Origin of the sequence: Ciceribacter thiooxidans, from assembly GCF_014126615.1 — a bacterium.
Classification (GTDB): Bacteria; Pseudomonadota; Alphaproteobacteria; order Rhizobiales; family Rhizobiaceae; genus Allorhizobium; species Allorhizobium thiooxidans.
In genome coordinates, this window is record NZ_CP059896.1 from 1211856 (window position 1) to 1231734 (window position 19879).

Here is a 19879-nt window from a genome sequence, read left to right on the forward strand (position 1 = left end):
CGTGCCTGATGTCTAAGACACCCGAACCAGGCGTTTTATTCCCTGCCTGACGAAGAAAATTGCCAGAATCTGCGGGCAGGGGAGCGGGGCGCCACGGTCTGGTGACGGGAGGCGCCTCAGAGGAGGGAGCCTCGAGGATTCCCCGTCGCGCTTGCCAACGGTGGGGAATCCTGCCAAGCACGGCGCATGCAGTTCGCACCCCAGCAGGACGATGCCCTGAAAGCCGTTTCGAAATGGCTGAAGGAGGGCAGGCAGCCGGTCTTTCGCCTGTTCGGTTATGCCGGCACCGGCAAGACGACGCTTGCGAAACATTTCGCCGAGCATGTCGATGGCGATGTGCTGTTTGCAGCCTTCACCGGTAAGGCGGCGCAGGTGTTGCGCTCGCGCGGCGCGTCGAATGCGAAAACCATCCATTCGCTGATCTACCGGCCGCGCGGCGAGGAGGCGGTCGAGGACGAGGAAACCGGCAAGACGTCGATCTCGCCGATGTTCGCCATCAATCGCCAGAGTCCGGTGGCGAAGGCTGCGATGATCGTCATCGACGAGTGCTCGATGGTGGACGAACAGCTCGGCCGCGACCTGATGAGCTTCGGAACCCCGATCCTGGTGCTCGGCGACCCTGGTCAGCTGCCGCCGGTGTCGGGCGGGGGCTTCTTTACTGATCACGAGCCGGATTTCCTGCTGACGGACATCCACCGTCAGGCCCGCGACAACCCGATCATCGAACTTGCCATGCATATTCGCGAGGGCAAGGAGATCATGCACGGAGACTACGGGACGGCGAAGGTGATTTCCAAGAACGAGGTTTCGCAGGATCTCGTCCTCGACGCCGACCAGGTGCTGGTCGGCACCAATCGCACGCGGCGGCGCTACAACAAGCGGCTTCGGGAGCTGAAGGGTTTTACTGCCGAGTACCCGCAGGCGGGCGACAAGCTGGTCTGCCTGCGCAACGACCAGGTGAAGGGACTGCTCAACGGCTCTCTCTGGCAGGTCATGACGTCCTCGCGGGAAACGGTGAAGCCCGGCATCAACCTACTGATCAGACCCGAAGACGACGACATGGACCGGGGTGCCGCCAAGATCAAGCTCCTGAAGGCGGCCTTCGAGGACATCGAGACCGAAATTCCCTGGACGACCCGCAAGCGTTACGACGAGTTCGATTACGGCTACGCGCTGACGGTACACAAGGCGCAGGGTTCGCAGTGGAACAACGTCGTTCTCTTCGACGAGAGTTTCGCCTTCCGCGATACGCGCGAGCGCTGGCTCTACACGGCGGTCACCCGCGCGGCGGAAACGCTCACCATCGTGCGGTGAGCGTTTCGGAAGCCTTTATTGCTTCAGCGTCGTCAAGGTCATCACGACATCGCGCTCCGTCTTGCCGGAGGCGGTGGCGATCTCGGCCAGCGGCTTGCCGGCCTCCGCGGCGGCAAAACCCTTTTCCTTGAGCATTGTGACGAAGGCCTCCTCCGTCTGGCCGTAGAGCGGCGCGATCTGACCGGGCGTGCCGCCGACCACCAGTTCGATCATCGCCACCTGCGGACTGACGCTCGTCGCTCCGGTCATCGCCGGCCAGGCGAAGGCGATTCCGATTGCGAGCGAAAGGCCGAGCGCGATCGCCATTGGCGGGCGCTTGAAATAGCTCAGGAACGGGCGCCAGTTTCGCCAGATGTGCAGCAGGAACGGTGCGATCAGCACCATGCTCAACAGTTCGTGCATCTCCCGGAACGCGCTCGTGCCGAAGTGAAAGAAGAGGGCGACACCGGAGACGAGCGATACCAGGAAGAGCCCGGTGGTGAATGGCGTGGCGTAGCGGGAAAGAAGCGCAGGCATTGTCTTGTCCATCGTGGTTGGCGATGGAGCAGTCATAGGCGGAGTCGATAACCGGGTCGTGTTACAAAGTTGTCAGGTACGACAATTGTCAAGTATGCGACAACCTGTCCGCGCGGCACTCTGCCGGACCTACGAGGCGATGACCCCGGACAGCACGGCCTTTGCGACGGCCTGGAAGCGATTGCTGGCGTCGAACTTGCGGATGATGGTGGCCTCTATGGCCGTGATCTCTTCGCCTGCCATGTCGAGGGTGCGGGCGATCCGTGTCGGCGTGTAGCCTTCGGCGATCAGTTCCAGACAGCGCCGTTCCAGATCTGAAAGATCGACGCCGTCGCGCATGTCGGCGACGGAAGCCTGGTCGCCCGCGCCGTCGGGTGAGAGGAGGGCGATGATCTGCTGCATCTGCCGGCGGATGGTGGAGAGCGCGGCGATGAGCTCGCGCTTGCGGGCGACGAGGGCCTGCTGAAAGATTGCGCTCGCCTCTTCCTCCGATGCGGCGGTCGCGAGTTCCTCCATCAGTTCCTGGATGACGGCGATCGGCATGCCGATTTCGCGGCATGCATTGATGAGCGCCATACGCGAAATATCGGCATGGGTGTAGACGCGCATGAGGCCGACGCGGCCCGCCTTGATGAGGCCCTTCTCCTCGTAGAAATGCAGTGTGCGATGGGTGATGCGGAATATGTTCGCCATGTCGGCTATGGCGACCGGCTCTGCCGGCATGTTGCCGGGAAGCTGGATCTGCGGCAGGTAGCCGGGAAAGCCGCCGTCAAAAGACGATGTTCGATTGCCCTGTCGCGGGCCCTCCTGCAACCGTTCCGCCATGATGTCCCCCTTGCTTTCTCGCGTCTACATCGTCTCGTCTACGTCTTTCCTGCTTGACCCTCGATGATCCGTGTCAAGCCTTTCGGGCGCGGCGGCGCAAGGCTTTTGGACATGGAGCTTCCTGAATAAACGTGCAGATTAACGACCTCCTGCGAAGGTTGTAAACCTCTGCAGGTGCCCAAGTTTGGTGATTGCAACCAGACCGGTCATGTCTGGTGATTTCTGGACGGCTTTCCGCCATCCAGGATTGTGGCGGGGTGCGCCCGCTCAATCAATTGCCGCCGTTTCCATCAAGACCACGCATGAAGCCATGTGTTTTTGTCGTTGGCGTTCTTTCGAGCGATGCCGTAAATGACGATCTGCAAGACCAACGCCCCATGGAACCGCGCCGATGCCCGCCAAGCTTTCCGTCAATCTGAACGCCATCGCCATGCTGCGAAACCGCCGGGACCTGCCGTGGCCGGATCTCGCCCATTTCGGGCGCATTGCCCTTACGGCCGGGGCGAGCGGACTGACGGTCCATCCCCGTCCGGACCAGCGTCACATCCGCTTCAGCGATCTGCCGGTGCTGCGGGCATTGATCGACGACGCGTTTCCCGAGGCCGAATTCAATATCGAAGGTTACCCGACGGAGGAGTTCCTGGCGCTCTGCGAGGCGACCGAGCCGGAACAGGTGACGCTCGTGCCGGACGATCCGAGCCAGGCGACCTCGGACCACGGCTGGGACTTCGCGAGACACCAGGGCTTTCTGAAGACTGTCGTGGCGCGTCTCAAAGGGAAGGGAATGCGCGTTTCGCTCTTCGCCGACGGCGACGGCGACGAGCAAGCCATGGCGCTCGCGGCGCAGACCGGCGCGGACCGGGTGGAGCTCTACACCGGTCCCTATGGCGGCTGCTATGACGACCCAGAGCGTGCGGCCAAAGAGATCGATCTTCTCGGACGAACTGCCGATGCGGCGATCGCCCACGGCCTTGCCGTCAATGCGGGGCATGACCTGACGGTCGCGAACCTGCCGCCGCTCGCCCTCCGTATCCCGCAGCTCGCCGAGGTCTCGATCGGCCACGGGCTGACGGCTGATGCGCTGGAATACGGCATGGCGGAAACGGTACGCCGCTTCCGCCATGCCTGCGGCCAAAAGGTCTGAGACGGGCGGCGGATCGTCCCGGTACCTTTCTGTCGCAAGGCTGGAGATCAGCCTAGAAGAGCGGCCTTGTTGGCCGTCAGGAAGCTTTCCAGATCCTCCGGCGCCCTGCCGGACAGTTTCTCGATATCCCTGGTGGCGACGTCGAAGCCGCCTTCGCGGGTGTTCGCATCGAAGGAGACGAAGGTCGGAATGAAGGGCTCGGGCACACCGGCCGCCTTCATGCCGCCTGCGAGCTGTTCGTCCGTCAGATTAACGACGGCGAGCGGCTTGCCGGTCGCTTCGCGCACCAGCGCGGCGATCTCGTCCGTGGAAAGTGCTGCCGGACCGGTAAGATTGTAAACGGCGTTTCCGGATGCCTCCGACACGAGTGCGCCGGCGATGGCGCGGGCGATGTCGGCGCGGGCGGCGTGGGCGTTGCGGCCCTTGCCGGCGGACGTGTACCAGCTACCGGATGCCAGCGCCTGCGGCAGGCTCATGAAGAGGTTCTCCATGTACCATGCGTTACGGAAGATCGTGTAGGCGAGGCCGCTGTCGCGGATCGCCTGCTCGGTGCCGGCATGGTCCGGTGCGAAGCTGACGAGGCTGGTCTCGGGGTTGATCATCGACGTGTAGGAGATCCGTCCGACGCCGGCGGCCTTGGCGGCGGCAACGGCCGCGCGATGCTGGCTGAGGCGGTGGCCGGGGCGATCGAGCGTGTCGGTCGAGATGATCAGCAGCCGGTCGATGCCGGCAAAGGCGGCGGCGAGGTTTGCGTCGTCGAAGTCGACGCGGCGGGTTTCGACGCCCTTCGCCGCCAGATCGGCGAGCTTGGCCGTATCGCGGCTGCCGGCGACGATGTCGGCAGGGGCGACCTTGCCGGACTCGAGAAGGCTCTGGATGACGAGGCGGCCGAGATGGCCGGAGGCGCCGCTGACGAGGATCTTGCTCATGGTAATTCCCTTGATGCTTGGACGGAGATGTCCGTGTTTTGGCGCTCTCAAAAAGAGAGTAGCGCTAATTTGGGAATTGACCTGCACTTGTAAAGAAGGCAGTTTTTCGTGACCACGTTACCGAAAGGGAACCACTATGACCGTCGCGCGCTTCGATTTCAAAACCAAGATGTCCGGTTTCGGCGGCGAAGAGTCTCCTCTGGAAAACTGCCCCGTTCGCACCGTCATCGACCATATCGGCGGCAAATGGTCGACGCTCATCCTGTTGGCGCTTTCGGAAAAACCCTATCGTTTCGGTGAGTTGCGGCGACTTGTTCCGGACATTTCGCAGCGCATGCTCACCCAGACCCTGCGTGACCTGCAGCGCGACGGCTACGTGCACAGGACCGTGTTTCCGACCAAGCCGCCGAGCGTCGAGTATCGGCTGACCGACCTCGGGCACTCGCTCTACGGCGCGCTGACGGGCCTGCTGCAATGGGCGGAGGACAATTACCTCACCGTGCGTGAGGCGCGGCGCCGGTTCGATGCCGAGGGTGTCTGAGCCCGATCTGCGCTAAAGATCGAGCGCCCATGTCTGGCCGTTCAGCTCCGGGCCGAACAACGTGTGGCGCTGCTCCGAGTCCAGCCTGAACCCGGCCTTGATGTAGATGTGCCTCGCCGCGTGCAGAATGTCGTTGGTCCACAGCGTCATGCGCCGATAGCCGCTGCGGCGCGCGAATTCGATGCACTGGTCGACCAGCAGGCGCCCGAGCCCGAGCCCACGGGCGGCTTCGTCGACATAGAGCAGCCGCAACTTGGCGACGCCGTCGCCGCCGTTCATCACCAGAATCGAGCCGATCCGGACGCCATGTCGCTCGGCGATCCAGCAACGCTCCTTAGCGGCGTCGAAATTCGCCAGGAATTTCGAGGCGACGTCGCTGACGAGCGCCTCGAACTGATCGTTCCAGCTGAATTCGCGGGTGTAGAATTCCGCCTGCGACTGCACCATCCAGCCGAGATCGCCCGGCTGGTGCGGCCGCAGCACCGGCGGGACCGCGTTGCGCCTGTCGCCGTCGAGAAGGCGGGAGATGGTCGCCATCGCCTCGACCAGCGTTCCGCGTTCGGCGGGGCCGAGCTCCTCCAGCATGGTCGCGAGCTGTTCTCTGGAGAGATTTGCGAGGGCTTCGAATTCGGCCATGCCGCCAGCGGTCAGTGCCAAAAGCTGGCTGCGGCCGTCTGCCGGATCGCGGGTCTGTTCGACCAGCTTCTTCACCCGGAAGGCCTTGAGGATGCGACTGAGATAGGCAGGATCGAGGTACAGGTCGCGGACGAGTTCGGCGGCCGAGGCTTGCCCGCGGGCACCGAGCTCGTAGATCACGCGCGCTTCCGCCAGCGTGCAGTTCGCCTTGAGATAGGCGCGGTCGAGAATGCCGATGCGATCGGTGTATAACCGGTTGAAGGCACGCACCGCATCTATGGTCGTCAGGTCTCGTTTTTCCGGCATCGTTTTCTCCCTCGAATACCGGATAGGACAGAAATGAGACTATGACAACTAAATAGTTGACTCAGGCAACCATTTGTTTGCCGAGTTCGGCCTCCGACATCGCGAATTCCACTGCGGCTGCTGCGTGAATCCGGGTGGAGTCGAAGCCGGGAAGCGAGAGCTGATCGGGATCGATCAGCAGGCAAATCTCCGTGCAGCCGAGAATGACGCAATCGGCGCCGGCGGCCTTCGCCTTGTCGATGATGGCGAGATAGGCGTCGCGCGAAGCGTCGATGATATTGCCGGCGCAGAGTTCGTCGAAGATGACGTCATGGACGGTTTGCCGGTCCGCCTCTTCGGGCACCATTGGGTCGAGGCCCTGCTTGCGCATGCGCTCGGTGTAGAAGCCGTGCTCCATCGTGTAGCGGGTGGCGAGGAGGAGAGGGCGCTTGAACCCTTCGGTGCGGATCGCCGCAGCCGTTTCGTCGATGATGTTGATGAGGGGGATGTCGACGCGGGCTGCGACGGCGTCGGCGACGAGATGCATGGTGTTGGTGCAGATCAGCACGCAATCGGCACCCGCCGCTTCGAGGCCGCGGGCGCAATCGCCGAGGCGTTTCTCGGCGAGATCCCATCGGCCGGCCTTCTGATAGCCGACGATCTCGGCAAAGTTGACCGAGTGCATCAGGACTTCGGCCGAGGCGATGCCGCCGAGGCGGCTGCGGACCATCTCGTTGATATGACGGTAATAGACCGCCGAGCTTTCGAAGCTCATGCCGCCAATGAGGCCGATTGTTTTCATGGTCGGGTTCCCTTGCTGGAGTTTGCAGGGATTATCCGGCCGTGGCCCAGCAAGTGGATTGCAAACTTCGGGAACGGGCTGCTAATGTATGCATCGGGTTTGCGTCAGGATTAGAGTACGCGCGCCCGGTGTGCATGATCAGTCGCGAACAGGAGCGAGAGGTGCTGGACGAGCGTGATCGGAAGATTCTGGATGCGTTGCAGCATGATGCGACCATACAGGTGTCGCAGCTCGCCGAACTGGTGGCGCTTTCGCCCTCGGCCTGCTCGCGCCGCATCCAACGGCTGGAGGAGGCTGGATATATTGCAAGACGGGTCGCGATCCTCGATCGCGACAGGGTCGGGGTGCCGACCACCGTCTTCGCGCTGGTGAAGACCTCGCATCATTCCGAGGACTGGACGGAAGCCTTCCGCCGTGCGATCAGCGACATTCCCGAGGTCGTGGAAGCACATCGGCTGACGGGAAGTTACGATTACCTGCTGAAGATCGCCGTTCCGCGGGTCGAGCAATATGACGTCGTCTATCGGCGGCTCGTGCGGCGTATCGAACTCTTCGACGTTTCAGCCTTCATATCGATGGAAACGCTGAAGGCCGGGGAGGCGGTTCCGGTCAACTATGCCGAATGAGAATTATTCCGGGGCCGGCAGGCTCTTGTCGGCGCTGCACTTGGCGATTGTGAGCTGCTTGAACGAATAGATCGCCGTGATCCGACCGGCCGCGGAGTCCTGCGGATCGGTGTTGCGCTCCGTCTCGACCTTCATGCAGCCGCATGCATAGCCGTAATAGCCGTTGGTCTTGACGTAGTCTCCGGCGGAGATGTCGCCCATGTTCTCCATGCCCAACGCTTCGTCTTCCGAGCCCTGGGTCGCGATGATCCAGGTGCCGTCGCGGTCGTCGAGCCAATAATTGCCGGGGGTTGGATTCTGTACCCAGCCGCAACGGTTCTCGGCCGCGAGGGCGATACTCGGCAGTGCGGCCACAGCGGCGGCGATCAACATTGAAGAGAAAGGGGCCCGCATCGGTGTGCTCCGTGAAGGATTGACGTCGGGGAGAAGCCATAGCGCGGAACCGGCGCGCCACCAAACGCCAAAACTGGGACGAAGCGCTGCCAACATATTTGGGCCCCGAAGCTTGCGCTCCGGGGCCGTGGGCCAATTCAGACCGGGGAGAGATCAGTTGTCGTGGCCGTGGCTGGGCTCGAGCGACGTGCCGCTGCGGTCGTTCATGGTCCGATAGTCGTCACGGCTCTGGTTGCTGATTGAGCCGGTGTAGAAGATGCTGGTGCCGGCCGGTGCCTGCTCGTAGCTCGCCTGGGGTTCGCCGGAAACGGTACGACCGTTGGTCGGCTCGAGCGCAAAGGCGGAGGTGGCGAGAGAGGCGAGGACGGCTGCTGTTGCAACGATGGTTTTCATGATCTCATTCCTTTTTCACTTGTTTCAGTCATGCGGGCAGTTCTCCCGCATGAGACAAATCAGTTGTGGCTGGGCTCCAGCGACGTGGCGCCGTGGGCGTCCGCCGTCCGGTAGTCGTCACGGTTCTGGTTGCTGATGGAGCCCGTGTAGAAGATGCTGGTGCCGGCCGGTGCCTGCTCATAGCTCGCCTGGGGTTCGCCGGAGACGGTGCGGCCGTTGGTCGGCTCGAGCGCAAAGGCGGAAGTGGCGAGGGAGGCGAGGACGGCGGCTGCTGCAATGATGGTCTTCATGAGGTCATTCCTTTTTCAGTTGTTTCAGTCGCGCGGGCAGTTTTCCCGCATGAAGCAAATCAGTCGTGGCTGGGCTCCAGCGCCGGGGCGCTGCGGTCATTCATGGACCGGTAATCGACGCGGTTCTGCTTGCTGTAGTCGTCACGGTCCTTGTTGCTGATGGAGCCCGTGTAGAAGATGCTGGTGCCGGCCGGAGCCTTTTCGTAGCTCGCCTGGGGTTCTCCGGAGACGGTGCGGCCGTTGGTCGGCTCGAGCGCAAAGGCGGAGGTGGCGAGGGAGGCGAGGACGGCGGCTGCTGCAATGATGGTCTTCATGATGTCATTCCTTTTTACTTGTTTCCGCCATGCGGGTAATTCGTTCGCAAGGCGTATACCTGTGATTGTGGCGACGGGCGGAGATCGTCCGTTCGCAATGATGAGTGGTCACTCGTCGACGTAGGTGCGGGCGACCAACGCGACCTTGCGGTCGGTATTCACATGGTGGACATCCAGCGCCTGATCGCCGCTCGCGGCGAAGAAGGGGTACTGGAAGTTCGAACCGGCCGATGCCACCTAATGAGCGGAGATTTGTCCGCTAAAGGTGATGCCGCCGGGTATCGGTCCGATCGCGAAAACCGCAGCACCCGCCTGGGAGGGGGCTGGAGCTGTCGGTGCGACGAGCGTCTTCATGTCAACTCCTTAGCTTCGCTTCTCGAACTCGTTAGCTTCGTTTATCGAACTCGTCGGTTCGATGAGAGATATCTGGCGCCAGTCGTCTGCGTTTACAAGATCGAATTGTGCAACATAGAACCGATTGGTTCGATCCCGTGAACCAAGTCGTCTCCGACCCCTTGAAGCGAAAATCTTTTAGAAATAATGGCTTATAGATGAGCTGCATGCGTACCGTTGTGGGATATGTGCGATTTCTTGCAAATCGACCTCAACTTAATGTGACTGCGAAACCCATTCTCATTCATGGGTTTCCGGTGCGGGCGGTGCGCACGGACGTGCCCCTTGACGCGACGAAGGGGAGTCGGTAGATAAATTCAGTACCGTACAGTACGGTACTTTAGGGAGGCCAGCCTTGCAGACCGACGACTCCACGTCCACCGAGTTCACGCCGCGCCAGAGCGCCGTGCTGGCCGAGGCGTTGCGTCTTCTCGTCGAAGGCGGCGACAAGGCCTTGACCACCGCCGGCCTGGCGCGCGCGGCCAATTGTTCGAAGGAGAGCCTCTACAAGTGGTTCGGCGATCGCGACGGCTTGCTTTCCGCGATGATCTCGTATCAGGCGAGCAAGGTGCGGACCTTCGAACGATCCGGCGAGCGACTGACCGCAGAAAGCCTGACGCAGCATCTCGAGCTCTTCGCCCGCGATCTTCTGGGCGTTCTCGCGGGCGACGTGTCGCTGGCGCTCAACCGGCTGGCGATCGGCCAGACAAGTCGCGACGGATCGAAGCTCGGCCGGATGTTGCTCGAACGCGGACGGCGACAGATCGACCGACGGGCGCGCGCGCTTCTGGAGAGCGGACAGCGGGATGGCCTGCTGCGCTTTTTTGACGGCGAAGAGGCGTACCGGACGCTTTACGGTTTGATCGTCTCGGACATGCATGTTCGCATGCTGCTCGGCGAAAAGCCGGACATAGAAAATTTCGGAGCCCGGGCGGCGAAGGCGATTTCGTCCTTCCTGACGCTCTACGGCACGGAGAAGATGCTGGCGGACTGAGGATTTTCCGAAGGGCCGCCGGATACAAACAGGTACAAACGGACAAAGCATAGGGAAGGAAAGACAATGCGCGTCTATTACGATCGTGATGCCGACTTGAACCTCATCAAGTCGAAGAAGGTTGCCATCATCGGCTACGGCAGCCAGGGCCGCGCCCATGCGCTGAACCTCAAGGATTCCGGTGCGCAGAACGTCGCCATCGCCCTCAAGGCGGGCTCCGCGACCGCCAAGAAGGCCGAAGCCGATGGCTTCAAGGTCATGACGGTTGCCGAAGCGGCCGGCTGGGCCGACCTGATGATGATGGCGACCCCGGACGAACTCCAGGCCGGCATCTACAAGTCGGAAATCGCCCCGAACATCCGTGACGGCGCGGCGATCGCCTTCGCCCACGGCCTCAACGTCCACTTCGGCCTGATCGAGCCGAAGGCCTCCATCGACGTCGTGATGATCGCGCCGAAGGGCCCGGGCCACACGGTCCGCGGCGAATACCAGAAGGGCGGCGGCGTGCCGTGCCTGGTCGCCGTTCACCAGAACGCCTCCGGCAATGCGCTTGAACTCGCGCTCTCCTACGCCTGCGGCGTCGGCGGCGGCCGTTCGGGCATCATCGAAACCACCTTCCAGGAAGAATGCGAAACCGACCTCTTCGGCGAACAGGTCGTTCTCTGCGGCGGTCTGGTCGAACTCATCCGCGCCGGCTTCGAAACGCTGGTCGAAGGCGGCTACGCTCCGGAAATGGCCTATTTCGAGTGCCTGCACGAAGTGAAGCTGATCGTCGACCTGATCTATGAAGGCGGTATCGCCAACATGAACTACTCGATCTCGAACACCGCCGAGTGGGGCGAATACGTCACCGGCCCGCGCATCATCACGGCTGAAACCAAGGCCGAAATGAAGCGCGTCCTGCATGACATCCAGACAGGCAAGTTCACTTCCGAATGGATGCAGGAATGGCATTCGGGCGCTGCCCGCTTCAAGGGCATCCGCCGCATGAACGACAAGCACCAGATCGAGGAAGTCGGCGAAAAGCTGCGCGGCATGATGCCGTGGATCGGCAAGAACAAGCTCGTCGACAAGGCGAAGAACTAATCGGCTTTCGCCTATAACGGGCCAATGAATGAAAGGCCGGGGAGGGCGACCTCCCCGGCCTTTTGTTGTCTTGTGAAAGGCAGGTTTATCCGCACCTGCGGCGAGCCGTCCGTCAAGCGGCCTTGGCGCGGTTGGTGAAGATCACGGCCACGAACAGCAGCATCGACAGGATGGTCACCAGCGAGCCAATCGAGGCCAGGCCTTCCGTGATGCCGAGGACTGCGAGCGCAATGCCGGGTGCGAGCAGCAGGACGCCCAACGTGGCGGTCGCGACATGGATCTTTGCCAGCCGTGTTTCGGCGACGGCGGGCACGGCGTGATAGTAGAGACCGTAGACGGCCACCGAAACCCAGCCGACGAGGTTGAGGTGGGCGTGAGCGGGGGCGAGCACGTGATCGTGGCTCGCTCCCATGTAGATGCCGAGCGACATTGCGACGAGAGCATAGAGGCTGGCGCTTGCCAGGCAGAAGAACGGTAGTCCACGCATTGCGATTTCCTCTCCTTTTCTTGCGGAGGCGCCGCAGGATCCCCTCTGCTCACCGACCCCCGGATTTTTACTGTACAACAAGGTTTTAGGGACGTCTTCGTCCCGCTTGCGAGATTGACAATTTTCAAGAGGGCCGGTGGCCCCGGCTGGGCAAATAGCCGTCGACAGTCTTCTGCGCTTCCTAAAACTTCCCTAACTCGCTCGCCCGGCAGATGACATCGCCGGTCAGGTTGACGGCGGCAGAAGCTCGATCTCGTAACGTGATGCCGCGGCTGCAATCGTCGCGATGTCGGGAGGCGACATCGGCGGAAAGCTTGTCGTCGCCGGATCGACGACGTCGCCGACTGCGTCGAAGAAGCCTTCATGGAAGCCGCCCGGCAGGTTGATGATCAGCATTCTCGCCGGCCTGTCACCGGGGTTGCGGAAGGCGTGTGGCGTATCCGGCGCGACATGGACAAAATCGCCCGGTCCGCAGATGCGCATTTCTCCACTGAGCATGAACTCGAACTGTCCGTCGATGACCAGAAAGGCTTCCTCGTCCTTTTGCGTATGGGGCGGTGAACCGGCACCCGGCGCCGTCAGGCACTCCGCGAGGGAGAAACTGCCGCCGGTCTGGGCCGACCGCGCACGGAAGGTGAGAAGATTTCCGAGAAAGTGAAGCGTCTGCGAGGCGGCGGTCGTGCCGTCCGGATTCTGAACTGTGTCATCCATCGTTGCGTTCTCCCGTCTTTATGGTACATTTGCATCGTAATGAGATTGTTGTCTCATAAAGAGGTGGGAATGACTGGTCAAGAGAAAAGTTTCGAACGCGTAAACCAGAAGCGTCGTACGCGCGCCGAGTTGCTACGCGCCGCACAGGACCTGACTGCGAAGGGGCAGCAGCCGTCGGTCGCCGAGGTGGCCGACCATGCCGGCATCTCCCGGGCGACTGCCTACCGCTATTTCTCGACCCCGGAAGATATGGTCCGCGAGGCAGCGCTAGACGCGGTGGCACGTGGCATAAGCATCGAACTTCCGAAGGAGGGCGACGGAGTTGTCTCGGTGCCGCTGCGGGTGGAGAGCGTCGTCCGGCAGGTCTATGACATGGTGGAGACGAACGAAGCGATGTTCAGGGCGCTGCTGGCAAGCAGCGTCGGCGGCAAGGGTGAGGCCAAGAGAGGTGCGCGTCGCATTGCATGGCTGACCGCCGCGCTCGAGCCTCTACGACAGACGCTTCCGCCTGACGAATTTCGACGGCTGGTTCACGGCCTGGCCCTGATGACCGGGATTGAAACGCTTGTGGTTCTGAGGGATGTCTGCGACCTCAAACCCGGCGAGGCCCAAGAAGTCGTCCTATGGGCGGCAAAGGCTTTGCTCGCGGGTGCGTTGGGTGGGGCGGTCGAAACAGCGGGAGAGGGGGCGTCGCATGGCCCGCGGTAGGCCGCGTTTCCGATCACGAGTCGATTGCTTTTGTTGTTTCGCAATATAGGTCAGCATTATTGACTTAACGATGCATCGGTGATCTTCTCGTATCTCCAGAACATACCGAGGAAACGCCCATGCTGAACTGGGAATCGATCTTCGCGACGCGCTCGTCGCGGATGCGTGCGTCGGAAATCCGTGAACTGCTGAAACTGCTGGACAAGCCGGACATCATTTCGTTCGCGGGCGGGATTCCCGATCCGAAGCTCTTTCCCGATGAGCACTTCAAGGCAGCCTATGCCGACGTCTTCGCGGGAGAAGGCGTGGGCGCAGCGCTGCAATACTCCGTGAGCGAAGGCTACAAGCCGCTGCGTGAATGGCTTCAGAGCGAGATGGGCCGGATCGGCATCGACTGCACGGCCGACAACATCTTCATCACCTCGGGTTCGCAGCAAGCCCTCGACTACATCGGCAAGCTCTTCCTCTCGCCGAAGGACACTGCACTCGTCACGTGGCCGACCTATCTCGGCGCGCTGCAGGCCTTCAACGCCTATGAGCCGACCTTCGACCAGCTCTCGCTTTCCGGCAACCGGACGCCCGAGAGCTACCAGGCGGCGGCACAAAAGGCGGGCGGCGAGGTGAAGTTCGCCTATCTTTCATCCGACTTCGCCAACCCGACCGGAGAGACGGTCGACCGCGCCGGACGCGAGCGTCTTCTCGACATGGCCGGGGAGCTCGACATCGCGGTCATCGAGGATGCCGCCTATCAGCATTTGCGCTACGAGGGAGAGGCGATCCCGCCGATCCTGTCGCTCGACATCGCCCGCAAGGGCTCGATCGAAAACACGCGCACGATCTATTGCGGCAGTTTTTCCAAGACGCTGGCGCCGGGCCTGCGGGTCGGCTACGTCGTCGCCGCGATGCCGGTCATCCGCAAGCTCGTCCTGATGAAGCAGGCGGCGGACCTGCATTCCTCGACGATCAACCAGATCGCCATCGCCCATGTCGCCGAGCGCTATTTCAATGAGCAGGTCGCCAAGATCAAGTCGGCCTACAGCGCCCGCCGCAACGCCATGCTCGCAGCACTCGGCCGCTATATGCCCGCCGGTACGACCTGGACCAGGCCCGAGGGCGGCATGTTCATTTGGGTCACCTTGCCGGAAAGCATGGATGGAGCGGCATTGCTCGCCCGCTCCGTCGAGACGGAAAAGGTGGCTTTCGTGCCCGGCCAGGCTTTCTTCGCCGACCGTTCGGGCACCAACACCATCCGGCTCTCCTTCTCCTGCGCAAACGAGGCGATGATCGACGAGGGCATAAAGCGGCTCGGGGGGCTGATCGGCGGCGCGGTCTCGGCAGCGGCCTGAGCCCTTCCGTCGGATGAACGCGACAATGGCCCGCAGGAGACGGCGGGCCTTTCCTTTGTCATGCGGGACGTTGCCAAAAACCGCGGGGGTGCCGTCGTCCGTCAGTCGCGGGCGAGCACGATCACCATGTCTTTGTTGTCGAACGAGATCATCTCCGTGCGGTTCGGATTGACCGTAACGCCGCCGAGATTGCGCTCGTCGGGATCGTTCTCGCGCTGTCGCCGGTAGCCGATCGCAACTTCGCCGCGGCGCAGCGCCGAGAGCGCGATCGTGTGGAAGTTCACCGGCCTGTCGATCGCGACATAGTCCGACAGCGGGCGGAGGTAGATTTCCGATCCTTCCTCGTCGAGCAGCTCGCCGAAGATCGCCGCCATGTACTCGTTCTCCGAGGCCTGCGCGAGCATCAGGCTGACCAGCTTGTTGCTGACGACGAAATCGTCCGCGCGGGTCACTTCCGCGAGCTCGCGGTTGCGCACGTCGATCATCTCGCTGACGACACTGATATGTCGGCCGGCCCGTTCCGCAATCTTGCGAAGCTGCAGCAGGGTAATCAAGGTGCGGGTGTCGGCCGACTGGGCGCTCATATCGTCGCTGTAGCCGAGCACGAGGACGTGGTCGTAGGACGGAACGTCGAGCGCATCGAGTGCGGCACGGCTACTCGTGTCAACGACCTGGTATTCGACGGTGAGAGACCCGGCGACGGCGAGCGAGGCGGCCTCTCGCTCGAACTCCGGCGTGTTCGCAGCGATCGTCAGCAGCGAGCCGGGAGCGACGTAGCGGGCGAGTTCCGTCGCAATCAGCGGGCCGCGCCGGTTCCAGCCGAGAATGAGCGTTCGCTCCGGACGGCGCTCTCGCGCGACGACGGGCAGAATCGCCTCCTTGGCGCAAACGGCCGGGGTGGACGATATCCTGATCGAGGCATCGTCTTCGGCAATAATGATCGCCTTCTCGCAGGGCTCGAAGACGCGGTTTGGCGACGGGTTGAGGTGCACCTTGCCTTCCGTGTCGCAGAGCCCGATCAGCGTCGAAACGTCGTAGGACATCACGGCGGCGCCGAACGGCTTGCCTGCGAGTTCCGGCTGGTCGAGCGTGTAGATCTCGCATCCGTCGAAGTCGAGGAGTTCCGAATAGACGGCGCTGAGGCCGGCCTGGCGGCTGGAATGGACGACGATCCGCGAAATCAGGTCGTCGGCGAGTACGAGCTGCATTTCGCGTCCACCGACGATCGTCGCGACCTCCGCATTGCCCGCGTCGCGGATCTCGGCGGCGATCTTGTAGGGGGCCGTGCGGCGATTCGGATCGTTGACGAGGGCGAGCACCGTCTTGATGACCTGCGAGTCCGGATCGTCCGAATCGGGGGAGAGCACGATCACCGATCGCGAGGTCTGCGGGCTCAAAATGCCGAGGTCATAGAGATCCGTCGGGTCGCCGCTGCGGCAGATGATCTTGGTATTCTTGAGATCGCCGACCTTGGCGGCGATCTCCTCTTCCATTTCCACCTTATCCTTGTCGGCCATGATGACGATGCGGGCGCGCTTGCGGCTCTGGTTGGCGATGACGAGCTCGGAGATGATGTCGAAGACCGAGGCCGACCAGTTGAGAATGATGGTGTGGTCGTTCTCGATCACATGGGAACGGCCCTTGCGCAGTTCATCGAGCTTGCCCTCGAGGCCGGAACTGATCACGCTGATCAGGGCCGAGAAGACGAAGATGCCGGCGAAGGTGACGACGAGCGACACCCCGCGGAAGCTCCAGCCTTGGTCTGCGCCCATCGCACCGGCGTCCATGGTGCGCATCAGCGATTCCCACGCCGCCTCGATGAAGGTCACCGGCGAGCCGTCGTCGGGACCGACCCCGGTCAGGGAGAGAAAGGCGGCGGCGATGATGATTACAACGAGCGAGACGAGCGCCAGCCAGCCGATCAGCGCGACGGCTCCTGCCGCCATGCTCTTGTCGAATTCGTAGCGCAACCGCGCCCGCCAGTTGGTGTTCGTCTTCATGCTTATGCCTTCGCCCCTTTGTAGTATGGCGATGGTAGTCGCAGAAATTACCGCCTCACATCAACAGGATAGCTGCTCCGGGGCGATCTCGGCCCAATAAAAGTCCGGGACCCGTGTGTATTTGTCCGCTCGCCTTGTGAAGGCTGGACGGATCGATGGTCCGGCCACGGTGTGCAGTGGCGGGCGATTTGACAATTGGTCGCGGCCTCATCACCTTCCGCTCGGACGTATCCTTTTGGGTCGTCCTGCCTCGGCCGGCGTGGACGGTGTCAGCGCCAACTCGTGTCTGCGACTTCAGGATTTTGTAAAATGAACCTTGTCCCGGATCGTTCTGAACTCATGTGGCCACCGGAGAAGACGCTCTTTCCGGTCCGGCAGGTCACGCTTGCGGTGGAACCGGGGGACCATCCCTTTCATCTGGCGGAACGGGAGGCGGCGGCACGCAACTGGCGCGAGGAGGTCTTGCGCAATCCGGCTCTGTTCGACGGAAAGATCGTGTTCCAGCGGCGCCTGGGTTTTGAGGACGGAGCGATCCGCGGGACGGGGCACATCATTCCCTATTCGACGTTCCTCTGGTGGCGCAGCCGGCCGGCGCCGACGAGCGGCTTCCATCTCTTCGGCTTCCCGGTGCTCGTCTCGTCGGACGGTGCGATCATCGCCGTCAGGATGTCCGAACACACTGCCAATCCTGGGCAGGTCTATTGCGCTGCAGGCTCGCTCGACGACGGCGACGTCGTCGACGGTTACTGCGATCTTCTCGGCAACATGCTGCGCGAAGTCAGGGAAGAGACAGGCCTCGAACTCTCCGCGGACGACACCGACAACGAGCTGTTTGCCAGCCACCAGCGGCGACGGGTGACGGTCTATCGGTTCTTCCACTTGCAGGAGAGCGCCCGCGAACTGGTGGCCCGCATAGAGGAGCACATGCGCGGCGAAGAACGTGCGGAGATCGCCGGCGCCGTCGCAATTCGCTCGCCCGATCCGACCGCACATCCTTACGCCGCCGCCATGTTGCCGCTCATCGACTGGTTCTTCGCCGGGGACCGCTGACGCGGTCGCTTGCGCCTGCGCGGCGGCTGGGGCAGTGTGCGGGCGACGAATGCGGCGAGGAGAGAGATTGGTGCGGCGATACTGCATCTATGACGTGTTTACCGACAGCAGGCTTGCAGGCAATCCGCTTTGTGTCGTCTTCGACGGCGAAGGATTGACCGATCTCGAAATGCAGGCGATCGCCCGCGAGACGAATCTGTCCGAGACGGTCTTCGTGATGCCGGCTGCAAATCCCACCCATACCGCCCGTATCCGCATCTTCACGCCGGCGCGGGAGCTACCCTTCGCAGGGCACCCGACCGTAGGCACGGCGGTCGCGCTCGCCGAGAGGGAAGGGGCAAACGGCGCGACCGAGCTCGTCTCCGTGCTCGAGGAAAATGTCGGCCCGGTGCGCTGCGCCGTCAGGCTGCGCGAAGGCGAGGCGACCTTCGCCGAATTCGACCTGCCGCGCACGTCGACCCGGATCGATCTTGCCTTCGACCGCCAGGCGCTTGCCGAGGCGCTCTCTCTCAAGCCGCAGCAGATCGGGTTCGAGAATCACGTGCCCTCGCTCTGGAGCGCCGGCGTTCCGTTCATCATGATCCCCCTCCAGAATATCGGTGCGGTCGAGAGGGTCGATTTCGATCCGCAGTTCTGGGAGAGAATCGCGCCGTTTGCGGAGGGAGGGCTTGCTTCGGCCTATGTCTACTGCCGTGGCGGCATTCATCACGGAGCGAAGTTCCACGCCCGCATGTTCAGCGCCGACATGGGCATTGGCGAGGATCCGGCGACGGGTTCGGCGGTTGCAGCACTCTCCGGCGCGATCCACCATTTCGATGCGCTGCCCGATGGTCATCATCCACTGATGGTCGAGCAGGGGGTGGAAATGGGAAGGCCCTCCTATATCCACCTCCATATCGACATCGCCGACGGCGAAATTGCACGGGCGCGCATCGGCGGGCAGGCGGTGCGCGTGGCGTCCGGGTCCTTAGAGTTGTGAAAACAACCGGTTAGGTTGGGTATGTGAATTTTTTCCGCCGGAGCGGCAAGTTTTTTCGCCTGGGCGCTGGACAAGTTCTCCGATCCTGTTTATACGCCCCCTCACGCCGCCAGACGGCGTAACGGTCGGGTGATTAGCTCAGTTGGTAGAGCAGCTGACTCTTAATCAGCGGGTCGTAGGTTCGAGCCCTACATCACCCACCATTCTTCTTCATGAAGCCGGTTTTGCTTTCATAATGCCGTCGAGAACGAAAAATCGACAGGTATGAAGAATTGTATGTTTTCCGGTCAGCTATCTGTCAGCTTCTGCGCCTTATAACCGCTCCCGTGTTCAACGAGGAGTGCACAAAAAATGAAGAAGTTTCTGGCAACCACCGCAATGCTCACCCTGATGGCTTCGGCCCTAGCCTCCGGCCCGGCCCACGCCGGCGGTTGCGCAACGGTTGCCGCATGTCTCGGTCTCGCATCTTCGTCCAGCGGCAGCCATGACATGGCCAGCAATGACGACAACGGCACCGACGATGACGTGAACGGTACCGACGACCACCATAACGGCTCGGACGATAGCGGCGATGACGATCACGGCGGCGATCATGGCAGCGGTGATCATGACAGTGGCGATCATGACAGCGGCGACCACGACGGTGGCGACCACGGCGGCGGCGGCGATCACGATGGCGGCGATCACGACGGCGGCGATGACTGATCGGCTGCAAAGGGAGGCTGAGATATCGCCTCCCGGTTCCGTGCCGTCCCGGCATTCGATCGGGGAACGCGGGGCGGAGAGATACGGCTTATAGCTGCAGAAATGCGGAATTTCAGGGGGTGGCGATCTGCCGCCCCTTTTTGCGTCCAGGTGTCGTCGCAGGGCGCCATCGCTCGTGCGATCATGATCGGCAGCCGTTGATCGCCTTATGTTCTCGTTTGCTGGCGCCTGTTCACGCCTCGTTCCTGCAATTTTCCTCGAATCTGCGGATTTTGCCTGTGGATAACTGTGGATAACCTCGTTCCGGTAGTTGCTGGCTTCTCCTGTCCTGATTCTCCCCCGTGTTTTTCGCGGGGCCTTGGATTTGCCGGGTTCGCGGCGCCGTTTCTTTTCTTTCGTGGCGTCAGGTACT

The 19879-nt window shown here is 62.2% G+C and carries 24 protein-coding genes and 1 tRNA gene; 12 read left to right on the plus strand and 13 right to left on the minus strand.

The genetic code is table 11. The annotated features are described in order from the left end of the window. Positions 1-186: 186 nt before the first annotated feature. Positions 187-1314 carry an ATP-dependent DNA helicase gene (locus H4I97_RS05620; protein WP_182306937.1) on the plus strand — a complete coding sequence of 376 codons (1128 nt, stop codon included), beginning with the start codon at positions 187-189 and terminating at the stop codon, positions 1312-1314. Between the two features lie 15 nt (positions 1315-1329). On the opposite strand, the gene H4I97_RS05625 is transcribed toward H4I97_RS05620, so the two are convergent. Further along, entirely contained in the window at positions 1330-1830 is a 501-nt protein-coding gene (locus tag H4I97_RS05625) for a DUF4405 domain-containing protein (protein ID WP_182306938.1), read from the minus strand. 129 nt (positions 1831-1959) lie between these two features. Continuing rightward, positions 1960-2655, minus strand: a complete 696-nt coding sequence (locus H4I97_RS05630) for a MerR family transcriptional regulator (protein ID WP_182306939.1) — start codon at positions 2653-2655, stop codon at positions 1960-1962. A 391-nt stretch (positions 2656-3046) separates the two neighbouring features. On the opposite strand from H4I97_RS05630, the gene H4I97_RS05635 reads away from it, so the two are divergent. Continuing rightward, on the plus strand, positions 3047-3799 hold the full coding sequence (locus H4I97_RS05635; protein WP_182306940.1) for a pyridoxine 5'-phosphate synthase: 753 nt from the start codon (positions 3047-3049) through the stop codon (positions 3797-3799). A 47-nt stretch (positions 3800-3846) separates the two neighbouring features. On the opposite strand, the gene H4I97_RS05640 is transcribed toward H4I97_RS05635, so the two are convergent. Continuing rightward, positions 3847-4728, minus strand: a complete 882-nt coding sequence (locus H4I97_RS05640; RefSeq protein ID WP_182306941.1) for an SDR family oxidoreductase — start codon at positions 4726-4728, stop codon at positions 3847-3849. 169 nt (positions 4729-4897) lie between these two features. On the opposite strand from H4I97_RS05640, the gene H4I97_RS05645 reads away from it, so the two are divergent. Next, positions 4898-5269: a winged helix-turn-helix transcriptional regulator gene (locus H4I97_RS05645; RefSeq protein WP_244658759.1), complete on the plus strand. Its 372-nt coding sequence runs from the start codon at positions 4898-4900 to the stop codon at positions 5267-5269. Positions 5270-5281: 12 nt separating this feature from the next. On the opposite strand, the gene H4I97_RS05650 is transcribed toward H4I97_RS05645, so the two are convergent. After that, complete coding sequence (locus tag H4I97_RS05650; protein ID WP_182306943.1) at positions 5282-6211, minus strand: bifunctional helix-turn-helix transcriptional regulator/GNAT family N-acetyltransferase; 930 nt, start codon at positions 6209-6211, stop codon at positions 5282-5284. Between the two features lie 61 nt (positions 6212-6272). Next, entirely contained in the window at positions 6273-6992 is a 720-nt protein-coding gene (locus H4I97_RS05655) for an aspartate/glutamate racemase family protein (RefSeq protein ID WP_182306944.1), read from the minus strand. 161 nt (positions 6993-7153) lie between these two features. Between H4I97_RS05655 and H4I97_RS05660 the strand changes: the two genes are divergently transcribed. Beyond that, positions 7154-7618 carry an Lrp/AsnC family transcriptional regulator gene (locus H4I97_RS05660; protein ID WP_182307551.1) on the plus strand — a complete coding sequence of 155 codons (465 nt, stop codon included), beginning with the start codon at positions 7154-7156 and terminating at the stop codon, positions 7616-7618. Between the two features lie 3 nt (positions 7619-7621). Here H4I97_RS05660 and H4I97_RS05665 read toward each other — a convergent pair whose 3' ends face one another. The 5 genes from H4I97_RS05665 to H4I97_RS24755 form a co-directional block, all read right to left on the minus strand. Further along, complete coding sequence (locus tag H4I97_RS05665; protein WP_182306945.1) at positions 7622-8011, minus strand: DUF4087 domain-containing protein; 390 nt, start codon at positions 8009-8011, stop codon at positions 7622-7624. A gap of 153 nt (positions 8012-8164) precedes the next feature. Further along, the gene (locus H4I97_RS05670) at positions 8165-8404 is read right to left on the minus strand and encodes a hypothetical protein (protein WP_182306946.1); all 240 of its coding nucleotides are present in this window, start codon (positions 8402-8404) and stop codon (positions 8165-8167) included. 59 nt (positions 8405-8463) lie between these two features. After that, complete coding sequence (locus H4I97_RS05675; RefSeq protein ID WP_182306947.1) at positions 8464-8694, minus strand: hypothetical protein; 231 nt, start codon at positions 8692-8694, stop codon at positions 8464-8466. A gap of 59 nt (positions 8695-8753) precedes the next feature. Further along, positions 8754-9008 carry a hypothetical protein gene (locus tag H4I97_RS05680; protein ID WP_182306948.1) on the minus strand — a complete coding sequence of 85 codons (255 nt, stop codon included), beginning with the start codon at positions 9006-9008 and terminating at the stop codon, positions 8754-8756. 108 nt (positions 9009-9116) lie between these two features. After that, a complete protein-coding gene (locus H4I97_RS24755; protein WP_280527684.1) occupies positions 9117-9245 on the minus strand; it encodes a hypothetical protein in 129 nt (42 codons plus the stop codon). 511 nt (positions 9246-9756) lie between these two features. Here H4I97_RS24755 and H4I97_RS05685 point away from each other — a divergent pair. Beyond that, on the plus strand, positions 9757-10395 hold the full coding sequence (locus tag H4I97_RS05685; RefSeq protein ID WP_182306949.1) for a TetR/AcrR family transcriptional regulator: 639 nt from the start codon (positions 9757-9759) through the stop codon (positions 10393-10395). Between the two features lie 66 nt (positions 10396-10461). After that, positions 10462-11481 (plus strand): ketol-acid reductoisomerase, encoded by a 1020-nt coding sequence (ilvC, locus tag H4I97_RS05690; protein ID WP_182306950.1) that lies wholly within the window; start codon positions 10462-10464, stop codon positions 11479-11481. Between the two features lie 112 nt (positions 11482-11593). Here ilvC and H4I97_RS05695 read toward each other — a convergent pair whose 3' ends face one another. Continuing rightward, positions 11594-11968, minus strand: coding sequence for a hypothetical protein (locus tag H4I97_RS05695; RefSeq protein WP_182306951.1), 375 nt, complete (start codon positions 11966-11968; stop codon positions 11594-11596). A gap of 225 nt (positions 11969-12193) precedes the next feature. Further along, on the minus strand, positions 12194-12679 hold the full coding sequence (locus tag H4I97_RS05700) for a cupin domain-containing protein (RefSeq protein WP_182306952.1): 486 nt from the start codon (positions 12677-12679) through the stop codon (positions 12194-12196). Positions 12680-12748: 69 nt separating this feature from the next. Between H4I97_RS05700 and H4I97_RS05705 the strand changes: the two genes are divergently transcribed. Both H4I97_RS05705 and H4I97_RS05710 read left to right on the plus strand, forming a co-directional pair. Further along, positions 12749-13387, plus strand: a complete 639-nt coding sequence (locus H4I97_RS05705) for a TetR/AcrR family transcriptional regulator (protein WP_182306953.1) — start codon at positions 12749-12751, stop codon at positions 13385-13387. Between the two features lie 119 nt (positions 13388-13506). After that, the gene (locus H4I97_RS05710; RefSeq protein ID WP_182306954.1) at positions 13507-14733 is read left to right on the plus strand and encodes an aminotransferase-like domain-containing protein; all 1227 of its coding nucleotides are present in this window, start codon (positions 13507-13509) and stop codon (positions 14731-14733) included. A gap of 101 nt (positions 14734-14834) precedes the next feature. Here the strand turns inward: H4I97_RS05710 and H4I97_RS05715 are convergent, their stop codons facing one another. Next, positions 14835-16733 (minus strand): CASTOR/POLLUX-related putative ion channel, encoded by a 1899-nt coding sequence (locus H4I97_RS05715; RefSeq protein WP_182306955.1) that lies wholly within the window; start codon positions 16731-16733, stop codon positions 14835-14837. Between the two features lie 309 nt (positions 16734-17042). On the opposite strand from H4I97_RS05715, the gene H4I97_RS05720 reads away from it, so the two are divergent. The 4 genes from H4I97_RS05720 (at position 17043) to H4I97_RS05735 (ending at position 19467) form a co-directional block, all read left to right on the plus strand. Next, on the plus strand, positions 17043-17783 hold the full coding sequence (locus H4I97_RS05720; RefSeq protein WP_182306956.1) for an NUDIX hydrolase: 741 nt from the start codon (positions 17043-17045) through the stop codon (positions 17781-17783). A gap of 67 nt (positions 17784-17850) precedes the next feature. Beyond that, complete coding sequence (locus H4I97_RS05725; protein ID WP_182306957.1) at positions 17851-18762, plus strand: PhzF family phenazine biosynthesis protein; 912 nt, start codon at positions 17851-17853, stop codon at positions 18760-18762. A gap of 127 nt (positions 18763-18889) precedes the next feature. Continuing rightward, positions 18890-18965: transfer RNA gene (locus H4I97_RS05730), tRNA-Lys, on the plus strand. Positions 18966-19113: 148 nt separating this feature from the next. Then, positions 19114-19467, plus strand: a complete 354-nt coding sequence (locus tag H4I97_RS05735; RefSeq protein WP_182306958.1) for a hypothetical protein — start codon at positions 19114-19116, stop codon at positions 19465-19467. The last annotated feature ends 412 nt before the right edge of the window (positions 19468-19879 follow it).

Bases quoted from the DNA above. Each gene is read 5' to 3' on its own strand.
- H4I97_RS05620 (WP_182306937.1), top strand. From the start codon at position 187: ATGCAGTTCGCACCCCAGCAGGACGATGCCCTGAAAGCCGTTTCGAAA.
- H4I97_RS05625 (WP_182306938.1), bottom strand. From the start codon at position 1,830: ATGCCTGCGCTTCTTTCCCGCTACGCCACGCCATTCACCACCGGGCTC.
- H4I97_RS05630 (WP_182306939.1), bottom strand. From the start codon at position 2,655: ATGGCGGAACGGTTGCAGGAGGGCCCGCGACAGGGCAATCGAACATCG.
- H4I97_RS05635 (WP_182306940.1), top strand. From the start codon at position 3,047: ATGCCCGCCAAGCTTTCCGTCAATCTGAACGCCATCGCCATGCTGCGA.
- H4I97_RS05640 (WP_182306941.1), bottom strand. From the start codon at position 4,728: ATGAGCAAGATCCTCGTCAGCGGCGCCTCCGGCCATCTCGGCCGCCTC.
- H4I97_RS05645 (WP_244658759.1), top strand. From the start codon at position 4,898: ATGTCCGGTTTCGGCGGCGAAGAGTCTCCTCTGGAAAACTGCCCCGTT.
- H4I97_RS05650 (WP_182306943.1), bottom strand. From the start codon at position 6,211: ATGCCGGAAAAACGAGACCTGACGACCATAGATGCGGTGCGTGCCTTC.
- H4I97_RS05655 (WP_182306944.1), bottom strand. From the start codon at position 6,992: ATGAAAACAATCGGCCTCATTGGCGGCATGAGCTTCGAAAGCTCGGCG.
- H4I97_RS05665 (WP_182306945.1), bottom strand. From the start codon at position 8,011: ATGCGGGCCCCTTTCTCTTCAATGTTGATCGCCGCCGCTGTGGCCGCA.
- H4I97_RS05670 (WP_182306946.1), bottom strand. From the start codon at position 8,404: ATGAAAACCATCGTTGCAACAGCAGCCGTCCTCGCCTCTCTCGCCACC.
- H4I97_RS05675 (WP_182306947.1), bottom strand. From the start codon at position 8,694: ATGAAGACCATCATTGCAGCAGCCGCCGTCCTCGCCTCCCTCGCCACT.
- H4I97_RS05680 (WP_182306948.1), bottom strand. From the start codon at position 9,008: ATGAAGACCATCATTGCAGCAGCCGCCGTCCTCGCCTCCCTCGCCACC.
- ilvC (WP_182306950.1), top strand. From the start codon at position 10,462: ATGCGCGTCTATTACGATCGTGATGCCGACTTGAACCTCATCAAGTCG.
- H4I97_RS05695 (WP_182306951.1), bottom strand. From the start codon at position 11,968: ATGCGTGGACTACCGTTCTTCTGCCTGGCAAGCGCCAGCCTCTATGCT.
- H4I97_RS05700 (WP_182306952.1), bottom strand. From the start codon at position 12,679: ATGGATGACACAGTTCAGAATCCGGACGGCACGACCGCCGCCTCGCAG.
- H4I97_RS05705 (WP_182306953.1), top strand. From the start codon at position 12,749: ATGACTGGTCAAGAGAAAAGTTTCGAACGCGTAAACCAGAAGCGTCGT.
- H4I97_RS05710 (WP_182306954.1), top strand. From the start codon at position 13,507: ATGCTGAACTGGGAATCGATCTTCGCGACGCGCTCGTCGCGGATGCGT.
- H4I97_RS05715 (WP_182306955.1), bottom strand. From the start codon at position 16,733: ATGAAGACGAACACCAACTGGCGGGCGCGGTTGCGCTACGAATTCGAC.
- H4I97_RS05720 (WP_182306956.1), top strand. From the start codon at position 17,043: ATGAACCTTGTCCCGGATCGTTCTGAACTCATGTGGCCACCGGAGAAG.
- H4I97_RS05735 (WP_182306958.1), top strand. From the start codon at position 19,114: ATGAAGAAGTTTCTGGCAACCACCGCAATGCTCACCCTGATGGCTTCG.